Raw genomic sequence first — 15,712 nt, 5'->3', positions numbered from 1 at the left:
GTTTGGAGGAAACATAGCATGACTAGCACACAGATAGAAGATATTGTAAAGGGCATCCATGACAGTACTTACGAGATAGAAACTGAGAGTCGTCTGGCAAGAGTGGGTCTGAAAGATACTCAGGACATAGCCAGTATCCTTGCAAAATATTCCTGGCTATATAATTTGGAAACCCTAGAAACAATAAGAGAAGCTTATGATTCCGAGACCGAGCCCAAGCAGAGGGAGCGCCTCAGGCGCATATACTACTACCTGCTAGATGGCTACATCGAAACACAAACAGCCGAGATAGACGATCGCATCGTCTCATTCGAAATGAACGCTGTAGTCAATATAGATGGGCAGAAAGTACCATACCATAACCTTCATAGGCTCATATCAGAAGAACCTGACTATGACAAAAGAGATAGGATCAGGCAGGCTATGCTTGGGGTGGTTGAGCAAACCAACCCTGACAGAATGGAGATCATTCGTAAGAGGTTACAGGTGCTTTCGGACGAGTTTGGATACTACTCCTACACAGCCTACAACAGTGAGAAGAAAAGACTTGACTATGATCTGTTGAGATCTCAGCTCCAAGCATTCATGTCCGAGACCGAAGATCTATACCGAGAACTCATGGGGGAATGGGTAGCTAAGGCCCTAAATCGGCGCCTTGGAGAGATAGGCAGCCACCACTTTGCTTATATGGACAGAAAGCCAGAGTACGACCAGTACTTCCCCAAAGATAAGTTGGTGGATACGTACCGTCGCACGATGGCGGGGATGGGGATAAACGTGGACGAGCAATCTAACATACATCTTGATACGGAAGATCGTCCCAAAAAGAATCCCAGAGCCGTATGCTATGCCCCAGATCCGCCGTTCGAAGTGCACCTCGTCATCAAGCCTATCGGTGGCATGGACGATTACGACGCATTCTTCCACGAGGCAGGACATGCCCAGCACTACGGCAACGTCAGGGCAGATCTGGACTACATCTATAAGGTCATAGGTACCAGCTATGCCCTGACAGAGATCTACAGTTTCCTTATGGAGTTCCTCACCATGAACCCCAATTGGTTGATCGATATGCTGGGTGTGCCAGAGGACAAAGCCAAGGAGATTTCTTACTACAGCAAGCTCTCAGAGTTCTTCCTACTCCGCAGATATATAGCCAAGCTGAACTATGAGCTGCTGTTCTTTGAAAACCCAATGGACGAACACAGAAACATGCAGCTCTATACTGACGAGCTATCTTCTGCCACGGGATTTATTTATCCACCACAGAACTTCGTGAACGACATGGATAGCGGATACTACTCCGCGGACTACCTGAGAGCATGGATAACTGAAGCCATGCTTAGGGAGCATCTACAAGGCACATATGGTGATAGATGGTACAGCAATCCAGACGCAGGGAAGTTCCTGAAGGGCCTATGGAGTAGCGGTGAGAGTATGGAGAACGAAGATGTAGCAAGACAGATAGGTTATGCGCCTTTTGACGTGCAGCCGCTCATAAGACAATTCACCATGTTGAAGGATCTACACCCCAATGCATGAAGAGTACAAGGATTTTCAGAAATCCGCCGTGGAAATAGCCGAGCACGTCGGTAGTTGGCTAAGAGAACAGTTCGGAGAGAAAATTCAGACACGTCTGAAGGCAGACGACTCCGTAGTCACAGAGCTGGATTTGGCAGCTGAGAAGATTATCCTGGAGCAAATAAGAAGGAGATACCCAGATCATAAGGTCCTGGGAGAGGAGCTATCGCCACATCAGCTAATGGACCACTGGACTTGGGTGGTGGACCCAATCGACGGGACCCGTAACTTCGCGCTGGGGATTCCCATATGGGCAGTATCAGTGGCACTCATGGAGAATAGCGAGCCGGTAGCAGCTGCTATACACCTGCCAGTGACGAGCGAAACTTACCATGCTTCCAAGGGCAATGGAGCATGGCTGAATACGCATCGCATAGAAGTCGGGCAGAAGGAGCAACTAAAGGACGCCATCGCCTCCACGGATCTATTGCCCATTGATTATGCTCAACGAATACCCCCTCTTGTCCTACAGGGGATCTTCATGGCCGTTAGACGAACAAGGATGCTTGGGTCGGTCTGCTGTGGCATGTGCTATGTTGCTTCTGGCAAGCTGGATCTATACTACCGTCCAGAAGTAAACGTATGGGATGTAGCTGCAGGAGTCTTGATCGTGAGAGAAGCCAGAGGCGAAGTTAGGTCCTTCGACGGTAAAGATTGGGATTCTAGAACCAGCTCTATACTTGTAGCTAACTCTGCATTAGTACAGAAATTCCTGGATCTCAAATCAGATTTGAACGCTAAGTACGGCTTTGAGGTGGATTAACCACCTCAAAGCCACTCCTTGTATATCTCTAGAGCTATCCTGGCAATAGCGATCTCACCTTCGTGATCAACCTTCCATGAAAGGTCCCTGAGATCTTTAGTCAGTATACATATTACCCATTGTCTACCATCAGAGAACCTTATGAGAGCAACATCATTTCTTACCCCATCTACGGCTCCCGTTTTGTTAGCTACTATAGCGCTGTCGTAGCCGCCACTAACGGAATCATAATCTATCGGAAGAAGCCTGGGGATCATACTCCTATCATGCTGCTTGGCAAGTATAGCTATCATCTCTTCGCAGGCACTCTCGCTAACCACTTTCCCCTCTGCCAGCTTCTGGAAGATCATCATTATATCTCTTGGCGTTGTTCTACCTAATCCTTTTGGCTGCTCAGGATTAATGCTTTTGAAGCCTACCATACGATGAAGCCTGGTATTATAGGCACCTATAGAATCCATACAACGATTAATAGCATCTATCCCTAGATAATCTATAAGCATGTTCGTCGCAACGTTATCACTTAGAGCGATCATGGCCACACATAGATCCCATAGCGTGAGCTGTAGGCCTGAGCGGAACTCCTTCAGGATGCCTGAGCCGCCGGTTCTAAATCTATCTTCTAGAGTTAGCCTATCATCTAGAGAAACATTGTCCTCATAGACTCGCCTAAATAGTTCTATCATGATAGGGACCTTGATCACGCTAGCTGTGTTGAACATCTCATCAGCATTAATGAACAGCTCTCTTCCCTGTGTCAGGTCCTTTGCTGCGATGCCGAAATAACCTACGGAATCTATAATATTTGTTATTCTCTCTTGTAGAGACAAACCTACCACCTCGTTATATTGATACTCAAACCGAGATTATAACCTCGTGCGGCCATATATCCGTCAATAAATTCTGGGTAAATTGTATAGCTCTAGCTTTATACTTATAGCTGATAGCCGGATATCTCTTCTGGTATATGTCTTGCTGATCAATCTGCCGACCAAGACTAATATACGACTTAGAGGTTGCGATGGAAAGAACAGTAACAATCAATAGTAATGGAATCAGTTTATTTGGAATCATTCATACTCCCGAAATTTCCTCGCCAGGACCCGCAGTGCTAATGCTTCATGGCCTGGGAGGTACCCACATAGAGGCACACTTTATCTATACCAAGACAGCTAGGGCACTAGCATCCAGAGGAATTACAGCCCTCAGATTTGATTTCAGAGGCTCGGGAGATAGTCAGGGAGATTTTATGAATACCACCCCACAGGGTGAGATAGATGACGCAAATGCGGCTTTGGATTTCCTGATGTCCCAACCAGAGGTGGATCGCTCCAAAATAGGAGTACTGGGCTTAAGCATGGGAGGCTTTGTAGCTGCCTGTCTAGCTGGACAGAGGCAGGAGGTGAAAGCTCTTGTGTTATGGTCCGCAGTGGCTAACATGGGAGAGCTACTAGACAGCAACACAGATGATATGAGACTGACACAGCTACAGTCCTCAGGGTATGTAGACCTTGGAGGCATTCCGCTAAGCAAGGAATTTATCGAGCAAGCACACCAGATCATACCGGAAGAAAGGGTAAAGCAGTATAAAGGGCCTGCGCTAGTAATACATGGATCTAACGACGAGACTGTTCCCATTGAACATGCTTATAGGTTCAAGAACGCGCTTGGAGATCAGGCCAGGCTAATGATCGTAGACGGAGCTGATCACGTTTTCTCCTCACTAGAATGGGAGAGGACTGTAATCAATGAGACTGTAAATTGGTTCAAGATACTTGACACTGCACCGGTCGCAAGATAGCATAAGCTGCGTTCATAAAAACTAGAAAGAGGATGGTGTCGATATGCCATATGTCATTACAGAGCCATGCATAGGAGTCAAGGATGCTTCCTGCGTGGAGGTCTGTCCTGTAGATTGCATATACACCGACGATGAAGCTCCCATGTACTATATACACCCAGACGAATGTATAGACTGTGGGGCGTGTGAGCCCGAGTGCCCGGTAAGCGCCATCTACCCGGAGGATAGCGTGCCCGAGCAGTGGCAGCACTACATACAGATCAACGCAGATTATTTCAAAGATAAATAAGCTTATTAGAAGGAGTGACGCAACCGGCCATGCTCAGAAAGTTATTACTTTACCTCAGTAATCAGGCTTGGTTGCGTCATTTTATCTCAAGGTATCCTGCGTTTAGAACCATAGCCTGGCGCTTTGTAGCCGGAGAGACCATAGAGTCTGCATTCAGAGTCGTCCAGAAACTGCGTGAACAAGGTATAGAGAGTGCCCTCGACTACCTCGGAGAGAACGTTACTGATCTATCTTCTGCTAGGGAATCCACAGACTTCTATATAAATCTGCTTGATAGAATGCATGCCTCCGGCATAGGTAACTATGTGTCCCTCAAGCTCACACAACTTGGCCTAGATATAGACGAAGAGATATGCAAGCGTCACTTAGAAGAGATAGTCTCTAAGGCCGAAGGATATAACATATTCGTCCGCATAGATATGGAGAGTAGTGCTTATACCCAGAAGACCCTGGATATCTTCAAAGAGCTCTACCTGAGCCATAAGAACCTCGGAGTGGTCATCCAGAGCTATCTGCACCGATCGTATCAGGACGTCCAGGAACTAGTCCAGATGGGTGCGCGCATCAGGCTGTGCAAGGGAGCATACTTAGAACCACCGGAGGTGGCGTTTCAAGATAAGAAGGATGTAGATAGAAACTACATACTCCTGATGGAGTATCTACTCATAAACGGTAACTACCCGGCCATAGCTACTCATGATGAGAGAATAATAAACCACGCAAAGAACTTCGTACAGAAGAATTCTATACCCATCGATAACTTTGAGTTCCAGATGCTGTACGGCGTTAGGAGAGACCTTCAACATGCGTTGGCCACCGAGGGCTACCATGTAAGATGCTACGTTCCATTTGGTAAAGAATGGTACCCGTACTTCATGAGAAGGCTTGCTGAGAGACCAGCCAATGTTGAGTTCGTAGTGCGCAGCATTATAAGAGAAGCTATAAGTTAGTCGCCCTGAGGATTGGGGGCCTCATCCTTCTTTTCAGAGGCATAGTCTTCCGATATGATGTCATCTATGGTCAGTAGTTCCTCCTCAGGAGAAACATCCTCTTCCTCAAAGGATTCGAAAATCAGCTCATCCTGCGCTTCTTCCTTACCCAGAGCCAAATCCGCCTCGGTAGCTGCCTTCTGAAGCCAATGAGGAACGGCCTCCTCAGAGTACTTAGACACCTCAAGCAACCAATCCGGAAGCACCGACTGCTCTTCCAGCTTAGCGCCACAACGGTTGCAGTAGTTACTACCCGCCCTATTGGCTAAACCACATACTTGACAGTAGATAGCAGACACGTCTCCTCCTAAGGATATCTCTATTTGAATCGCCTATAGTACTCCGCCCTAGCTTCAGAGACTGTTTGCCTGAGCCTGGACCATCTATACCCCAGATTCGACTTGGGGCTACCAGAGCGGGCAGAGGTTCGCCCATCCCGCATGTACAGATAGAATTTTATCATGGCCTTCAAGAGGTCAAATATCAGCTCTTCTATAGCTACTGGCAGGCGATCCCGCCAGGTCGAGCGAGAAGATGACATATTACTGCTAGAAAACCCGCGATCAAACCTGCTCCAGAAACCACTACCAGATGCCAATGGAGTTGCACAGGTCAAGCAGTAAGCAGCATCTGGAGGATTGATTCTTCCACACCTATCACAGGTCTTCATCATAATATTCCCTTCGCGCATCCAAAGTTTATTAATTAAACACCAAATCAGGGAAGATGACCTCCCCTGATTTGGTTGGGTTACAGAGGGCAATTTAGATAAGGTACTTGTCCAGTACACCCTGCAGGAAGTAGAGAATAAAGGCTAGAGTGACTATCCACAGTCCTGGATGTATCTTCTTAGCTTTACCAGTAAAGATTTGTATCAAAGTGTAGAGTATGATGCCCGCGCCGATACCGTCCGTGATCGAATAAGTGAAGGGCATTACTATCATAGTGATAGCTGCGGGGAAACCAACCTCAAAATTTCCAAAAGGTATAGTGGATCTTGGCCCGGAAGCTGTATGCTCGACCTCGTCAGCGGTTTCCTCGGACTCAGCAAGAGTAGTCATCATCATCCAACCCACTAACACGAGGGCCGGAGCAGTTGCTTGAGCAGGTATCACAGATGCCAAGGGTGACAGGAACATCATTAGCAAGAAACATATACCTGTCACTACAGAAGTCAGGCCAGTGCGTCCCCCGGCTTCTATACCAGCAGCACTTTCGATATAAGTGGTGGCACTAGAGGCATTCGCGAAACCGCCTACCACAGCCGCAAGGGAGTCTACCAGCAGAGGCTTCTTGACATCAGGGAAATTACCCTGTTCATCAAGATAACCAGCCTTACTACCAACACCAACGAGAGTACCCATGGTATCGAAGAAATCACTTAGCATTATCGAGAAGATGACCAGCAGGGCACTTATTATGCCAAGCTTGTTGAACACTCCTGTAAGGCTCACATTACCTATGGTGCTGAAGTCAGGAGCAGAGACTATACTGCTTGGCCACTGTGCGACGCCAGGCACAGACCAGGCACTACGATCAAAAAACATGGTGTTTATGATAGTAGCAAACAGCGTTGTTAGGAGAATGCCTATAAGCAAGTAGGCATTACCTATGATGGGATGTATCCTCGACCCCACACTCCTGAGGAAGATCATCACCATCATGCCAAATACGAACACCAGAATAGGAAAGGTTGTTAGGTCTCCCAACCTGACAGCTGTAGTATCTGGTGTACCAGGAACAACAAAGCCCGCGTTCACTAGGCCTATAAAGGCGAGAAATAGGCCGATACCTACCGCTATAGCTCTCTTGAGCTCGGTAGGTATCGCCCTCATGATAGCCTCTCGGAAGTTAGTCTGAGTTAGCACCAAGATGATCAGTCCTTCGATGACTATCACACCCATAGCTTCGGCAGGAGTGAGCCCCATAGCAGCAATAAGCTGATAGGCAACTACAGCATTGAGCCCCATACCACTAGCTATCGCAAATGCCTTGTTGGTATACAAACCCATCAGAATAGTCATCACGCCGGCTACGAGAGCGGTAGCTGTGAGGGTGGCAGCCGGGGGAAGCCCCCTGCCTTGCAGGCTTAGCACCGAAGGATTAACAAATACGATGTATGACATCACCATGAAAGTGGTAATGCCAGCCATAACCTCGGTCCTTACAGTAGTGCCATACTCGGAGAGCTTGAAAACTCGGTCCAGCAACCCTCTCGAAGGGACGGCACCGGTCTCAGCTGATACATTCGACATAGAATATCCCTCTCCTTGAAAGATAATATGTATTTAGACAGAAGTATTATAAGTGTTCGCAAGCTACTGTTTGCAAACAGTTCGATGTTATAATTCTGTTTAGATAACATTCAGTCGGAAAGGCCCCTCAGATGGACCCTCACGACCGGTTAGCCAAGATATCTCCTACTGTAGCTAGAGCTCTAAGGATCTCAGGATATAGCAACCTGGAATCATTATCCCAGGTGACGGTAGAGGAGTTCTTGTCTACCGTCAGGGTCAACTATTCCGATCTGCAAAAGATTAGAGAAGCACTACGATCACAGGGACTGGATTTTAAGGAAGATAAAGTCAGATTTCCACTTATTAATCCTCTGCTGATCCAGCAAGTAGCATCCGAAGGCATAGACCTATCTCAGACTAGTCTGTCGAGCATTGGATTACCCAGTTGGGCACAGAGACCTCTAGCATCGGCAGGGATAACTACCGTACAGGATTTGGCTTCATCCTCAACGTTCTATATCAGAGCCATACTAGGCTATGTTGGCCGATCTCAGGCACTTGTAAAACAGTACACAGAAGAGTACTTAATGAAGCTGTTGAGATTATCCAAGTCTCATGAAGTGGATAAAAGCCTTGAAAACCTCGAACTTAGCCCTAGAGTTAGAGGCGTATTGCGAAGAGCCGGCATATTTACGGCAGATCAGCTGTATAGACTAACGGATGAGGATCTTCTCAAGCTCAAGGGGTTAGGTAAATCCGCACTGGAGGAGATAAGGGCTGCAAGGCTAGGCAATGAAGGTCGGGACATCTCTGTTGAGAAAGCTGAAGAAGCCGAACAAGTTCAGGAAGAGGGAGGCTTTAGTATTACACCCGTCATAGCTAACCACCCCATCTCGAAGCTACCGCTATCAATTTCGATCATACATAGATTAGAGCTAGCAGGTATCAGGACCATAGGAGATATCACAGGGAAGAATCTCTCGCGACTCCAGGAGATACCTAGAATCGGGAAGGTAACTGCGAAAAGGATATTAGAGGCTATACAAAGCTACTCTGAACAACTCCCCTCAGATGTAGAGCTGCGACCCGAAACCACTCAAGAAGATACTGACATTATAGAGCTAGACAAAGAGATCACAAAGCTCATCCAAACTATTAAGTCGCCCAGAGTACGAAGAGTGCTCGAAGCTAGATTTGGAGTAAGTGGCAAGATACTCACTCTTCAGGAAATAGGCTCAGAGTTAAACATATCTAAGGAACGCGTAAGGCAGCTTGAGGAGAGGGGCCTAAGGCTTATCAGGAAACAAAACAGCGACCTGATAGCAAGATTGATTAATCCTGCTGTTGATGCCATGAAGGTAGTTGGCGGAGTAGCCACACTCAGATACCTATTAGATCGATTCCACAATACTTACAAAGTACATAATCTAAATCCTGCAGGAGCGGCTCGGTTCCTGTTCGAGATAAGTGATGTGTTAGTTCCGCTGCAAGGTCGAAGGTTCGCACTCAGGGAAGCTCCAGTGCAACAGGTAGAAGACCTGCAAGAGCTCATGAAAGGGCTACTGGTCAAAAGGCTTAGTCCCATGCCCATCAGGAGCTTGGAAGAACTACTGGCATCAAACAGTGATTATGTCACATTAAAGACTACTTACCCTAACTTTTCACTAGAAGAGTTCGTGAGAGCCACCCCTGGCTTATACATCACCCCTTCGGGAGACGTTGCGCTACAGGAATGGAAGAGAACTAAGATAGACAATATAGTCATGGCTCTAAGGGAGATAGGTAAACCAGCTCATTACAAGACTATAACTAAGCATGTAATCGATCACCTCCAAGACAGCACCTCTCCAGGACCTATAAGTACAGAGAGCATATATAACATACTATTGACAGAACCTTATTTCATGCGCCTTGGTAGAGGATTATTCGGATTGACCGAATGGGGCACCGTAGATAAAGAGCTGGAATCTATAATAGAAAACATGATGCTGACAGTTGGAAAACCTCTGCATGCAGAAGAGATAGCTGAAGCAATAGGTCGCGACCCCAAGGACATTAGTAGGGTTCTAATAGCAAGCCCCAGGTTTATCCCTATAAGAGAGAACTATTGGCTATTTGGAGAGGAGTATGACGCTAAGTCTGTGTCATCTAGACACAGACTGCAGAAAACCGTGAGAGAGCTTGTCAGGACACCTGCTGGGAGCATAGTAGCTCGAATACAAATCAGCAGATCTACCTATAGAAGTGGCAGTCTAGCAGTAAGCTCTGATCTTCACGCTATATTCCCCTCCGAGGGAGAGATAGTGGCAAAGTGCGGTGACACACAGGAGTCTACCCACACCTACAGGTTACATAGAGGCAGATCACATATATCCGGACTACGCATGTTCATGAGATCTCACCAGGTAACACCGGGACAAAGTATATATATAGAAGCTCTACAGTCAGGTGAGTACCGATACAGGTTATATACTGAAGAGCAGTGGGCCAGAAGATTAAGTCAGGAAAACTCTTAGCAATCTATTCGGCCTTATTTGCGTCCTACTGTGACACGAGTTCTCGTAGTTGCTCAAGCGAATGCAAGAATAACTTACCATCTTCTCTAGATAAAATACCTTGATGTATCAGCCATTCCAGGTTTATCGCAGCGCTCTCCTTGGAAATCCCTGCTAGCACTGCCAGCTCTTTCGTGTCCGGCACTCCCTTGAGCCATATTCTATCCTCTTGCTGTACACCTAACTCATCAGCTACCTGTATCAGCAGATTCGCCAACCTAGCTAGGCCAGAACTGATGGCGGACATCTCTAATATCCAATGCAAGCCACATGCTGCTTCGTACAGACCTTTTATTAGTTCGACCGCTGATTGATCATCTTTTGGCAAGAATCCCCAGCCCAAAGATTCATCCCAGCTAACGCACACTGCTTGCCCAACTGGTTCAAATCTAACCAGACTGGTAGCCTGGGATTTACTGATCGGCAGGATCAGCTTTCCATGTTCTATCCGTCCTATTCTCGAAGGTCTGCCAGACACCTTTTGTTCGTACACGTTTAACTTACCATCAAGCAGTAACGTTGGAGACTCCACAGCTACAGTCTCAGGTGCCGAATATACTATTTTATTGCCTGAGCTTATATCGAGCTCTGTCTCGTCCAGATCTATCAAGATGTAACCCGAGACCAGGAGCTTGTACCCGAGATCCCCCATTCGCCAGGAGAACTCACTTTTTATCGTCAAAGTTACCACCTTGCAACAGATTCTCCAATCGCTTTTGCAACTCGGTGTACTCTTCGATGATCAATCTGGATCTATGTTCATCAAGGAAAATGCCAGGATCCATAAGCACTCTTTCTATCTCTGACAAGCGAGCACGGATAGACTCAGCAACAGCCTCTGGCTCATCTCCCTGAGAATCTTCACTCCCTGCTTGGCTATCTATCTGACTAGATGGACGAGATTCATTACTCTTGCTCAGGTTCAAGTATTCCTGAAGTACAGCCGCGAGCTCTCCCTGGTTTTCATATAGGGCAGGGTCTTCCAACGCGTTCTTGAGTTCCCGTAGCCTTCTTTGTGCTTCAGGCTCTAACTCATCAGGCTCTAAGGATGCAGAACCCAGCATTTCCAACTGCTCTAGCAAGGAAGCCTTCTTTTCCCAGCGCTCATTCAGATCCTGCAGTCTACCTTGAAGTTCTCCGTATTCAGATAGGAGAGAATAATAGTGCTCCCGATCCTGGTACAAGCTATTATCTTCAAGATGAGCTTGCAGCTCCTGGAGGCGTTCCTCAGTATCGCTGATTTCAGTTTCGAGGTCTTGAACTTGCGCACGCAATCTAAGGATCTCTCTTTCCTTAGTGTGGGGCTTCTTGGTAGCTTTATGCTGCACCTGCACCGGAGCAGGCTTAGTGCTTACCTCCAGCTTACCCTCAGACACCTTAGCCTTATAATCCGTGTAGTTGCCCAAGTATGATGTAATATGCGTATCCTCTACAACGATTATCTTCTGGGCAAATTTATTTATAAAGTATCGATCGTGAGATACTACTACGCAAGTACCAGGGAACTCACAAATAGCAGACTCCAACACCTCCTTGCTAGCTATGTCCAGATGGTTTGTGGGCTCATCCAGAAGCAGTGTATTTACGGGTCTTAGCAGCAGCAGGAGCAATGCGAGCCTGCTTCTCTCACCACCACTGAGCACGGATATATATTTCTCTACATCATCACCTCTAAATAGGAATCTACCGAGTAGGTCACGGATATCAGTGACTGTCCATTCCTGTGGAGCTTGCTCCAGAACTAGGTCATATATGGTCTTGTCGCTCTGCAGGATCTCTGCCTGATGCTGGTCGTAATATCCGAGCCTGACGTTATATCCAAAGCGTATCGAGCCGGAGGAAGGCTCTTCCACGCCTGCCAGTATTTTCAGGAGGGTAGTTTTACCACTCCCGTTGGGACCTATTATGGCAATCTTGTCACCACGCTCCACAAGGAGATCTATGCCTTCTAGAATCTTGTGAGAGCCATAGGACTTGGAGATGTTCTTCAGAGCGAATACTTCTCGACCGCTGTGACCAGCATAGTTGAACTTGAAGGATATCTTCCTCGAGAAGATCTTCGGCGCTTCGACCTTCTCTATCTTCTGAAGCATCTTCTCTCGGCTTTGCACCGCTCTGGCTTTGGTCGCCTTGTAACGAAATCGCTCTATAAAAGCCCTCTGCCTCTCAAGATACTTCTGCTGTCTCTGGAAGGACTCAAGCTGATCCTGAAGCCTTCGCTCCTTCTCTGCAACATACCAGCTGTAGTTACCTTGATAATCCGTGGCCTTACCATCCTGCAACTCGATAGTACGAGTAGTCAACTTATCCAGGAGATATCGATCGTGCGAAACCAGGATCACAGCACCTTTGTAGCGTACTAGAAAATCTTCAAGCCACTCGATAGCATGCAGATCCAGATGATTGGTAGGTTCATCCAGTAGAAGTATATCTGGCTCCTCCAGCAATACCTTGGCGAGCGCTACACGGCTCTTCCATCCACCGCTGAAATTCGATACTACCCTTGAGAGATCGTTGGGTGTGAATCCCAAGCCATGTAGTACCTTACCTACTTCCCTCTCGATCGTGTAGCCTCCAAGCCTTTCAAACTCAGAGCTGAGTCGCTGGTACTCGGCAAGCAGATGGTCCAGCTCTTCCCCTGTAAGCACGGACATCTCCTGTTCGAGCTTGCGCTGCTTGGACTCTATCTCTAGCACATCTCCAAACACGGAAAGCATCTCGTCATGTAGAGTTCTGCTGGAGACTATGAAGCTGTCTTGAGGCAGATAGCCAACCTTGAGCCCCGGAAGAAGAACTATCTTGCCTCCCGAGGGCCGTAGTTCGCCGCTGATAGCCCTAAGCAGAGTGCTCTTGCCAGCGCCATTGGCCCCAACTAAGGCTACCTTTTCTCCGGCATTAACCTTGAAGCTTACGCCGGAGAGTATTGGCTTTCCATCTAGAATTATCTCGAGATCTATAACCTGCAGCATAGAAAACACTCAATAAATTGTCATCTTGTGTTTATAAAGATTCTACACCAACAAACTACATAAGGGGTGGAACATGACCACCCCTTATGTAGTTTGTTGCAGAATGTATAAGCTATTCTGCTAATGACTCGCTTGGCACCTTGGAAGGTGTAACAGGTAATTTACTAGTTTCCCTTCTGTCAAATACACCAAACAGCCAGTCCACCAGCACGCTTGCCTTGTTCTTGAAGCCTTCGAGCTTATACAGATACACAGCGCGCCACACAAGCCATCCTACAAACCCGCTGAACTTTATACCCATTATGTTGGCCACAGCATTGTTCTTACCAAGGCTAACGAGCTCACCCTGGTACTTATACTTCAAAGGCTCCAGTGGTTCGTTCTTCAGAGTATGAATTATATTGATAGCCGCAGTCTTCCCGCCAGCGATAGCCACAGGTGCGTTGGGAGGAAGTGGCCTCTGCTCACCGGGCATAAAGTACATCGCGCAGTCACCAATCACATATACTTCGGGGTGGTCAGGCAACTGCATGAAGTCATTAACTCTGACCCTGCCATCCCTGCCTTTCTCTCCTGGCAGATCGGCGATCAAAGGATTGGCCTTCACACCTGCTGTCCACACTACAGTCTCACTCGGAATGAAGCTCCCATCCTTGATGCGCACCCCACCCTTCTCTACATCAGCCACAGGAGTATTGAGAAGGACTTCTACACCCTTCGATTGTAGGGTTTTCATTGCATTCTGGCGCAGCTGATCATCCAGAGCAAGGAGGATACGATCCAGGGCCTCAACCAATACAACCCTCACCTCGCTGGGATCTATTCTAGGATACTCCTTGAGAAGTACGTGGCTCGCCAGGTCACGCAGGGACGCCGCAAGCTCCACTCCTGTGGGACCAGCTCCTACAATCACGAAAGTCAGCAGTCTGCGGCGGACTTCAGGATCCTGCTCTACCTCGGCGCGCTCGAAGGCATCTATTATGTGATTACGTAGCTCTATGCCATCGCTGATTGTCTTCAGAGTGAACGAATTTTCCTCCGCACTGGCAAGACCAAAGAAGTTATTGGTCGCGCCCAGAGCCACTACCAAATAGTCATAGTAGATCGGGCCGTCATCAGTATAGACGCACTTATCTTCTATGGATATCTTTTGCACATTGCTTTCCTGAAAGCGGAAGCCATCGGCCTGAGTAGCATACCTTACTGGATGGGTAACATTATCCGGTTCAACCCCCCCAGTCGCAACTTGATAGAGTATAGGCGTAAACAGGTGGAAATTAGCACGATCCACCAGTAATACATCCAAATCCAGGCCATCTCTGTTGCGAGCTAAGGTTCTTGCGGCTGATAACCCTCCGAAACCCGCTCCTAATACTACCACCCGAGTAGAGTTGTTGCTTGAGTAATAGCCCCCTCCTCTACGCGTTGCCTGCAATGCAACCAAAGCTCCTACCGATCCTAAGAGTCCTATCCCGAGTAAAGCCTTTTTCATTCCAGCTCCCCTAGCAAAATTTACTTTTGATGAGAAGACTTTTATCGACAACTATCGTGACATCTACTTGCAAATAGGATAGCATAAATAGCCCATGAGTTCCTATTAGGATTCCAGACAAAAATATACCACCAGGATATCCTGGTGGTAATAAGCATACTGAGAATGAATTGCAGGAACCTCTATCGGCTAGCCGCTTCCTCTGCAACAGGCTGTCTACTGTTACGCCATTCGACCAGCTTAGCTAGCGGCTCTAGGTTATACTCAGGGCCATCAGCCCCCACTATTAGATGGGTTACGCCGGCTTCGACGTAGTAATCCGCCTTATCTACCCACTCATCATCTATCATTATGGAACGTTCTATCTCACTGGGATCTCTCCCTACCTTTTCACACCATTCATCTATAACTTTATTCAACTCCCTGGCCTCATCGGGAGTGCCAAAACCGTTCCAGGCATCTGCGTACTGTGCTACTAGGCGAAGAGTCACCTTTCTACCACTACCACCTATGAGAATGGGTATGTGACCTCTAACTGGACCCGGATTGAGCTTTTTCCAACGCTCAATGATTATAGGCAGCGATCTCTCCAGATCCTTCAGCCTGCTAGCAGCAGTTCCAAACTCGTAGCCATACTCTCTGTAATCTTTTTCAAACCATCCTGCACCGATACCAAGGATGAGTCTTCCTTTTGATATATGGTCCACCGTACGGGCCATATCTGCGAGCAGATTAGGGTTCCTGTAGGAGTTGCAGGTTACAAGGGCACCAATCTCCACTCGCTTCGTCACTTCGGCCATACCAGCTAGCATAGTCCAACACTCGAAGTGCTTACCATCAGGATCTCCCCATAGGGGAAAGAAATGGTCCCAATTATAAAGCACGTCTGCACCTATATTCTCTGCCCTTATCCAAGCATCTCTGATCTGGTCATAATCAGCATGCTGTGGCCTAATCTGCACTCCAACTCTAAGTCGCACGCAAAAACCTCCTAATATGGTGTTCTATTAGGGGAAGTACCACAGCTTAGTATAGC

Annotated in this window: 14 protein-coding genes; 6 read left to right on the top strand and 8 right to left on the bottom strand. The window is 47.4% G+C overall.

Translation table 11 applies throughout. The features are described 5' to 3' along the window. The first annotated feature begins 18 nt into the window (after positions 1–18). Both N2245_RS12585 and N2245_RS12580 read left to right on the top strand, forming a co-directional pair. On the top strand, positions 19–1,542 hold the full coding sequence (locus N2245_RS12585) for a hypothetical protein (protein ID WP_494537081.1): 1,524 nt from the start codon (positions 19–21) through the stop codon (positions 1,540–1,542). Further along, on the top strand, positions 1,535–2,344 hold the full coding sequence (locus N2245_RS12580) for an inositol monophosphatase family protein (RefSeq protein ID WP_494537080.1): 810 nt from the start codon (positions 1,535–1,537) through the stop codon (positions 2,342–2,344). The genes N2245_RS12585 and N2245_RS12580 overlap by 8 nt, the downstream gene beginning before the upstream one ends. Before the next feature lie 5 nt (positions 2,345–2,349). Here the strand turns inward: N2245_RS12580 and N2245_RS12575 are convergent, their stop codons facing one another. Further along, positions 2,350–3,174, bottom strand: a complete 825-nt coding sequence (locus N2245_RS12575) for a serine hydrolase (protein WP_494537079.1) — start codon at positions 3,172–3,174, stop codon at positions 2,350–2,352. A gap of 191 nt (positions 3,175–3,365) precedes the next feature. Here N2245_RS12575 and N2245_RS12570 point away from each other — a divergent pair, with 191 nt between their 5' ends. The 3 genes from N2245_RS12570 to N2245_RS12560 are packed head-to-tail and all read left to right on the top strand — an operon-like array spanning position 3,366 to position 5,384. Then, positions 3,366–4,145: an alpha/beta hydrolase gene (locus N2245_RS12570; protein WP_494537078.1), complete on the top strand. Its 780-nt coding sequence runs from the start codon at positions 3,366–3,368 to the stop codon at positions 4,143–4,145. 43 nt (positions 4,146–4,188) lie between these two features. Beyond that, positions 4,189–4,434 (top strand): 4Fe-4S dicluster domain-containing protein, encoded by a 246-nt coding sequence (locus tag N2245_RS12565; RefSeq protein WP_012874553.1) that lies wholly within the window; start codon positions 4,189–4,191, stop codon positions 4,432–4,434. Between the two features lie 29 nt (positions 4,435–4,463). Further along, on the top strand, positions 4,464–5,384 hold the full coding sequence (locus N2245_RS12560) for a proline dehydrogenase family protein (RefSeq protein ID WP_494537077.1): 921 nt from the start codon (positions 4,464–4,466) through the stop codon (positions 5,382–5,384). Here N2245_RS12560 and N2245_RS12555 read toward each other — a convergent pair. The 3 genes from N2245_RS12555 to N2245_RS12545 form a co-directional block, all read right to left on the bottom strand. Continuing rightward, on the bottom strand, positions 5,381–5,722 hold the full coding sequence (locus N2245_RS12555) for a hypothetical protein (protein WP_494537076.1): 342 nt from the start codon (positions 5,720–5,722) through the stop codon (positions 5,381–5,383). The genes N2245_RS12560 and N2245_RS12555 overlap by 4 nt on opposite strands. A gap of 20 nt (positions 5,723–5,742) precedes the next feature. Next, positions 5,743–6,096, bottom strand: coding sequence for a hypothetical protein (locus N2245_RS12550; protein WP_494537075.1), 354 nt, complete (start codon positions 6,094–6,096; stop codon positions 5,743–5,745). Between the two features lie 91 nt (positions 6,097–6,187). After that, positions 6,188–7,678: an NCS2 family permease gene (locus N2245_RS12545; protein WP_494537074.1), complete on the bottom strand. Its 1,491-nt coding sequence runs from the start codon at positions 7,676–7,678 to the stop codon at positions 6,188–6,190. 131 nt (positions 7,679–7,809) lie between these two features. Here N2245_RS12545 and N2245_RS12540 point away from each other — a divergent pair, with 131 nt between their 5' ends. Next, a complete protein-coding gene (locus N2245_RS12540; RefSeq protein WP_494537073.1) occupies positions 7,810–10,176 on the top strand; it encodes a DNA-directed RNA polymerase subunit alpha C-terminal domain-containing protein in 2,367 nt (788 codons plus the stop codon). Positions 10,177–10,201: 25 nt separating this feature from the next. On the opposite strand, the gene N2245_RS12535 is transcribed toward N2245_RS12540, so the two are convergent. From N2245_RS12535 to N2245_RS12520, 4 genes are all read right to left on the bottom strand, one after another. After that, complete coding sequence (locus tag N2245_RS12535; protein WP_494537072.1) at positions 10,202–10,897, bottom strand: cyclic nucleotide-binding domain-containing protein; 696 nt, start codon at positions 10,895–10,897, stop codon at positions 10,202–10,204. Next, positions 10,881–13,184, bottom strand: a complete 2,304-nt coding sequence (locus tag N2245_RS12530) for an ATP-binding cassette domain-containing protein (protein WP_494537071.1) — start codon at positions 13,182–13,184, stop codon at positions 10,881–10,883. The genes N2245_RS12535 and N2245_RS12530 overlap by 17 nt, the downstream gene beginning before the upstream one ends. Before the next feature lie 112 nt (positions 13,185–13,296). Next, the gene (locus N2245_RS12525; protein ID WP_494537070.1) at positions 13,297–14,676 is read right to left on the bottom strand and encodes an NAD(P)/FAD-dependent oxidoreductase; all 1,380 of its coding nucleotides are present in this window, start codon (positions 14,674–14,676) and stop codon (positions 13,297–13,299) included. 182 nt (positions 14,677–14,858) lie between these two features. Beyond that, on the bottom strand, positions 14,859–15,656 hold the full coding sequence (locus tag N2245_RS12520; protein WP_494537069.1) for an LLM class F420-dependent oxidoreductase: 798 nt from the start codon (positions 15,654–15,656) through the stop codon (positions 14,859–14,861). Positions 15,657–15,712: the final 56 nt, after the last annotated feature.

The organism is Thermobaculum sp. T2p, assembly GCF_059335935.1.
Note: the sequence above shows the minus strand (reverse complement) of the source record. Positions and strands in the feature narration are given on the sequence as shown.

Bases quoted from the DNA above. Each gene is read 5' to 3' on its own strand.
- N2245_RS12585 (WP_494537081.1), top strand. From the start codon at position 19: ATGACTAGCACACAGATAGAAGATATTGTAAAGGGCATCCATGACAGT.
- N2245_RS12580 (WP_494537080.1), top strand. From the start codon at position 1,535: ATGCATGAAGAGTACAAGGATTTTCAGAAATCCGCCGTGGAAATAGCC.
- N2245_RS12570 (WP_494537078.1), top strand. From the start codon at position 3,366: ATGGAAAGAACAGTAACAATCAATAGTAATGGAATCAGTTTATTTGGA.
- N2245_RS12565 (WP_012874553.1), top strand. From the start codon at position 4,189: ATGCCATATGTCATTACAGAGCCATGCATAGGAGTCAAGGATGCTTCC.
- N2245_RS12560 (WP_494537077.1), top strand. From the start codon at position 4,464: ATGCTCAGAAAGTTATTACTTTACCTCAGTAATCAGGCTTGGTTGCGT.
- N2245_RS12550 (WP_494537075.1), bottom strand. From the start codon at position 6,096: ATGATGAAGACCTGTGATAGGTGTGGAAGAATCAATCCTCCAGATGCT.
- N2245_RS12545 (WP_494537074.1), bottom strand. From the start codon at position 7,678: ATGTCGAATGTATCAGCTGAGACCGGTGCCGTCCCTTCGAGAGGGTTG.
- N2245_RS12540 (WP_494537073.1), top strand. From the start codon at position 7,810: ATGGACCCTCACGACCGGTTAGCCAAGATATCTCCTACTGTAGCTAGA.
- N2245_RS12530 (WP_494537071.1), bottom strand. From the start codon at position 13,184: ATGCTGCAGGTTATAGATCTCGAGATAATTCTAGATGGAAAGCCAATA.
- N2245_RS12525 (WP_494537070.1), bottom strand. From the start codon at position 14,676: ATGAAAAAGGCTTTACTCGGGATAGGACTCTTAGGATCGGTAGGAGCT.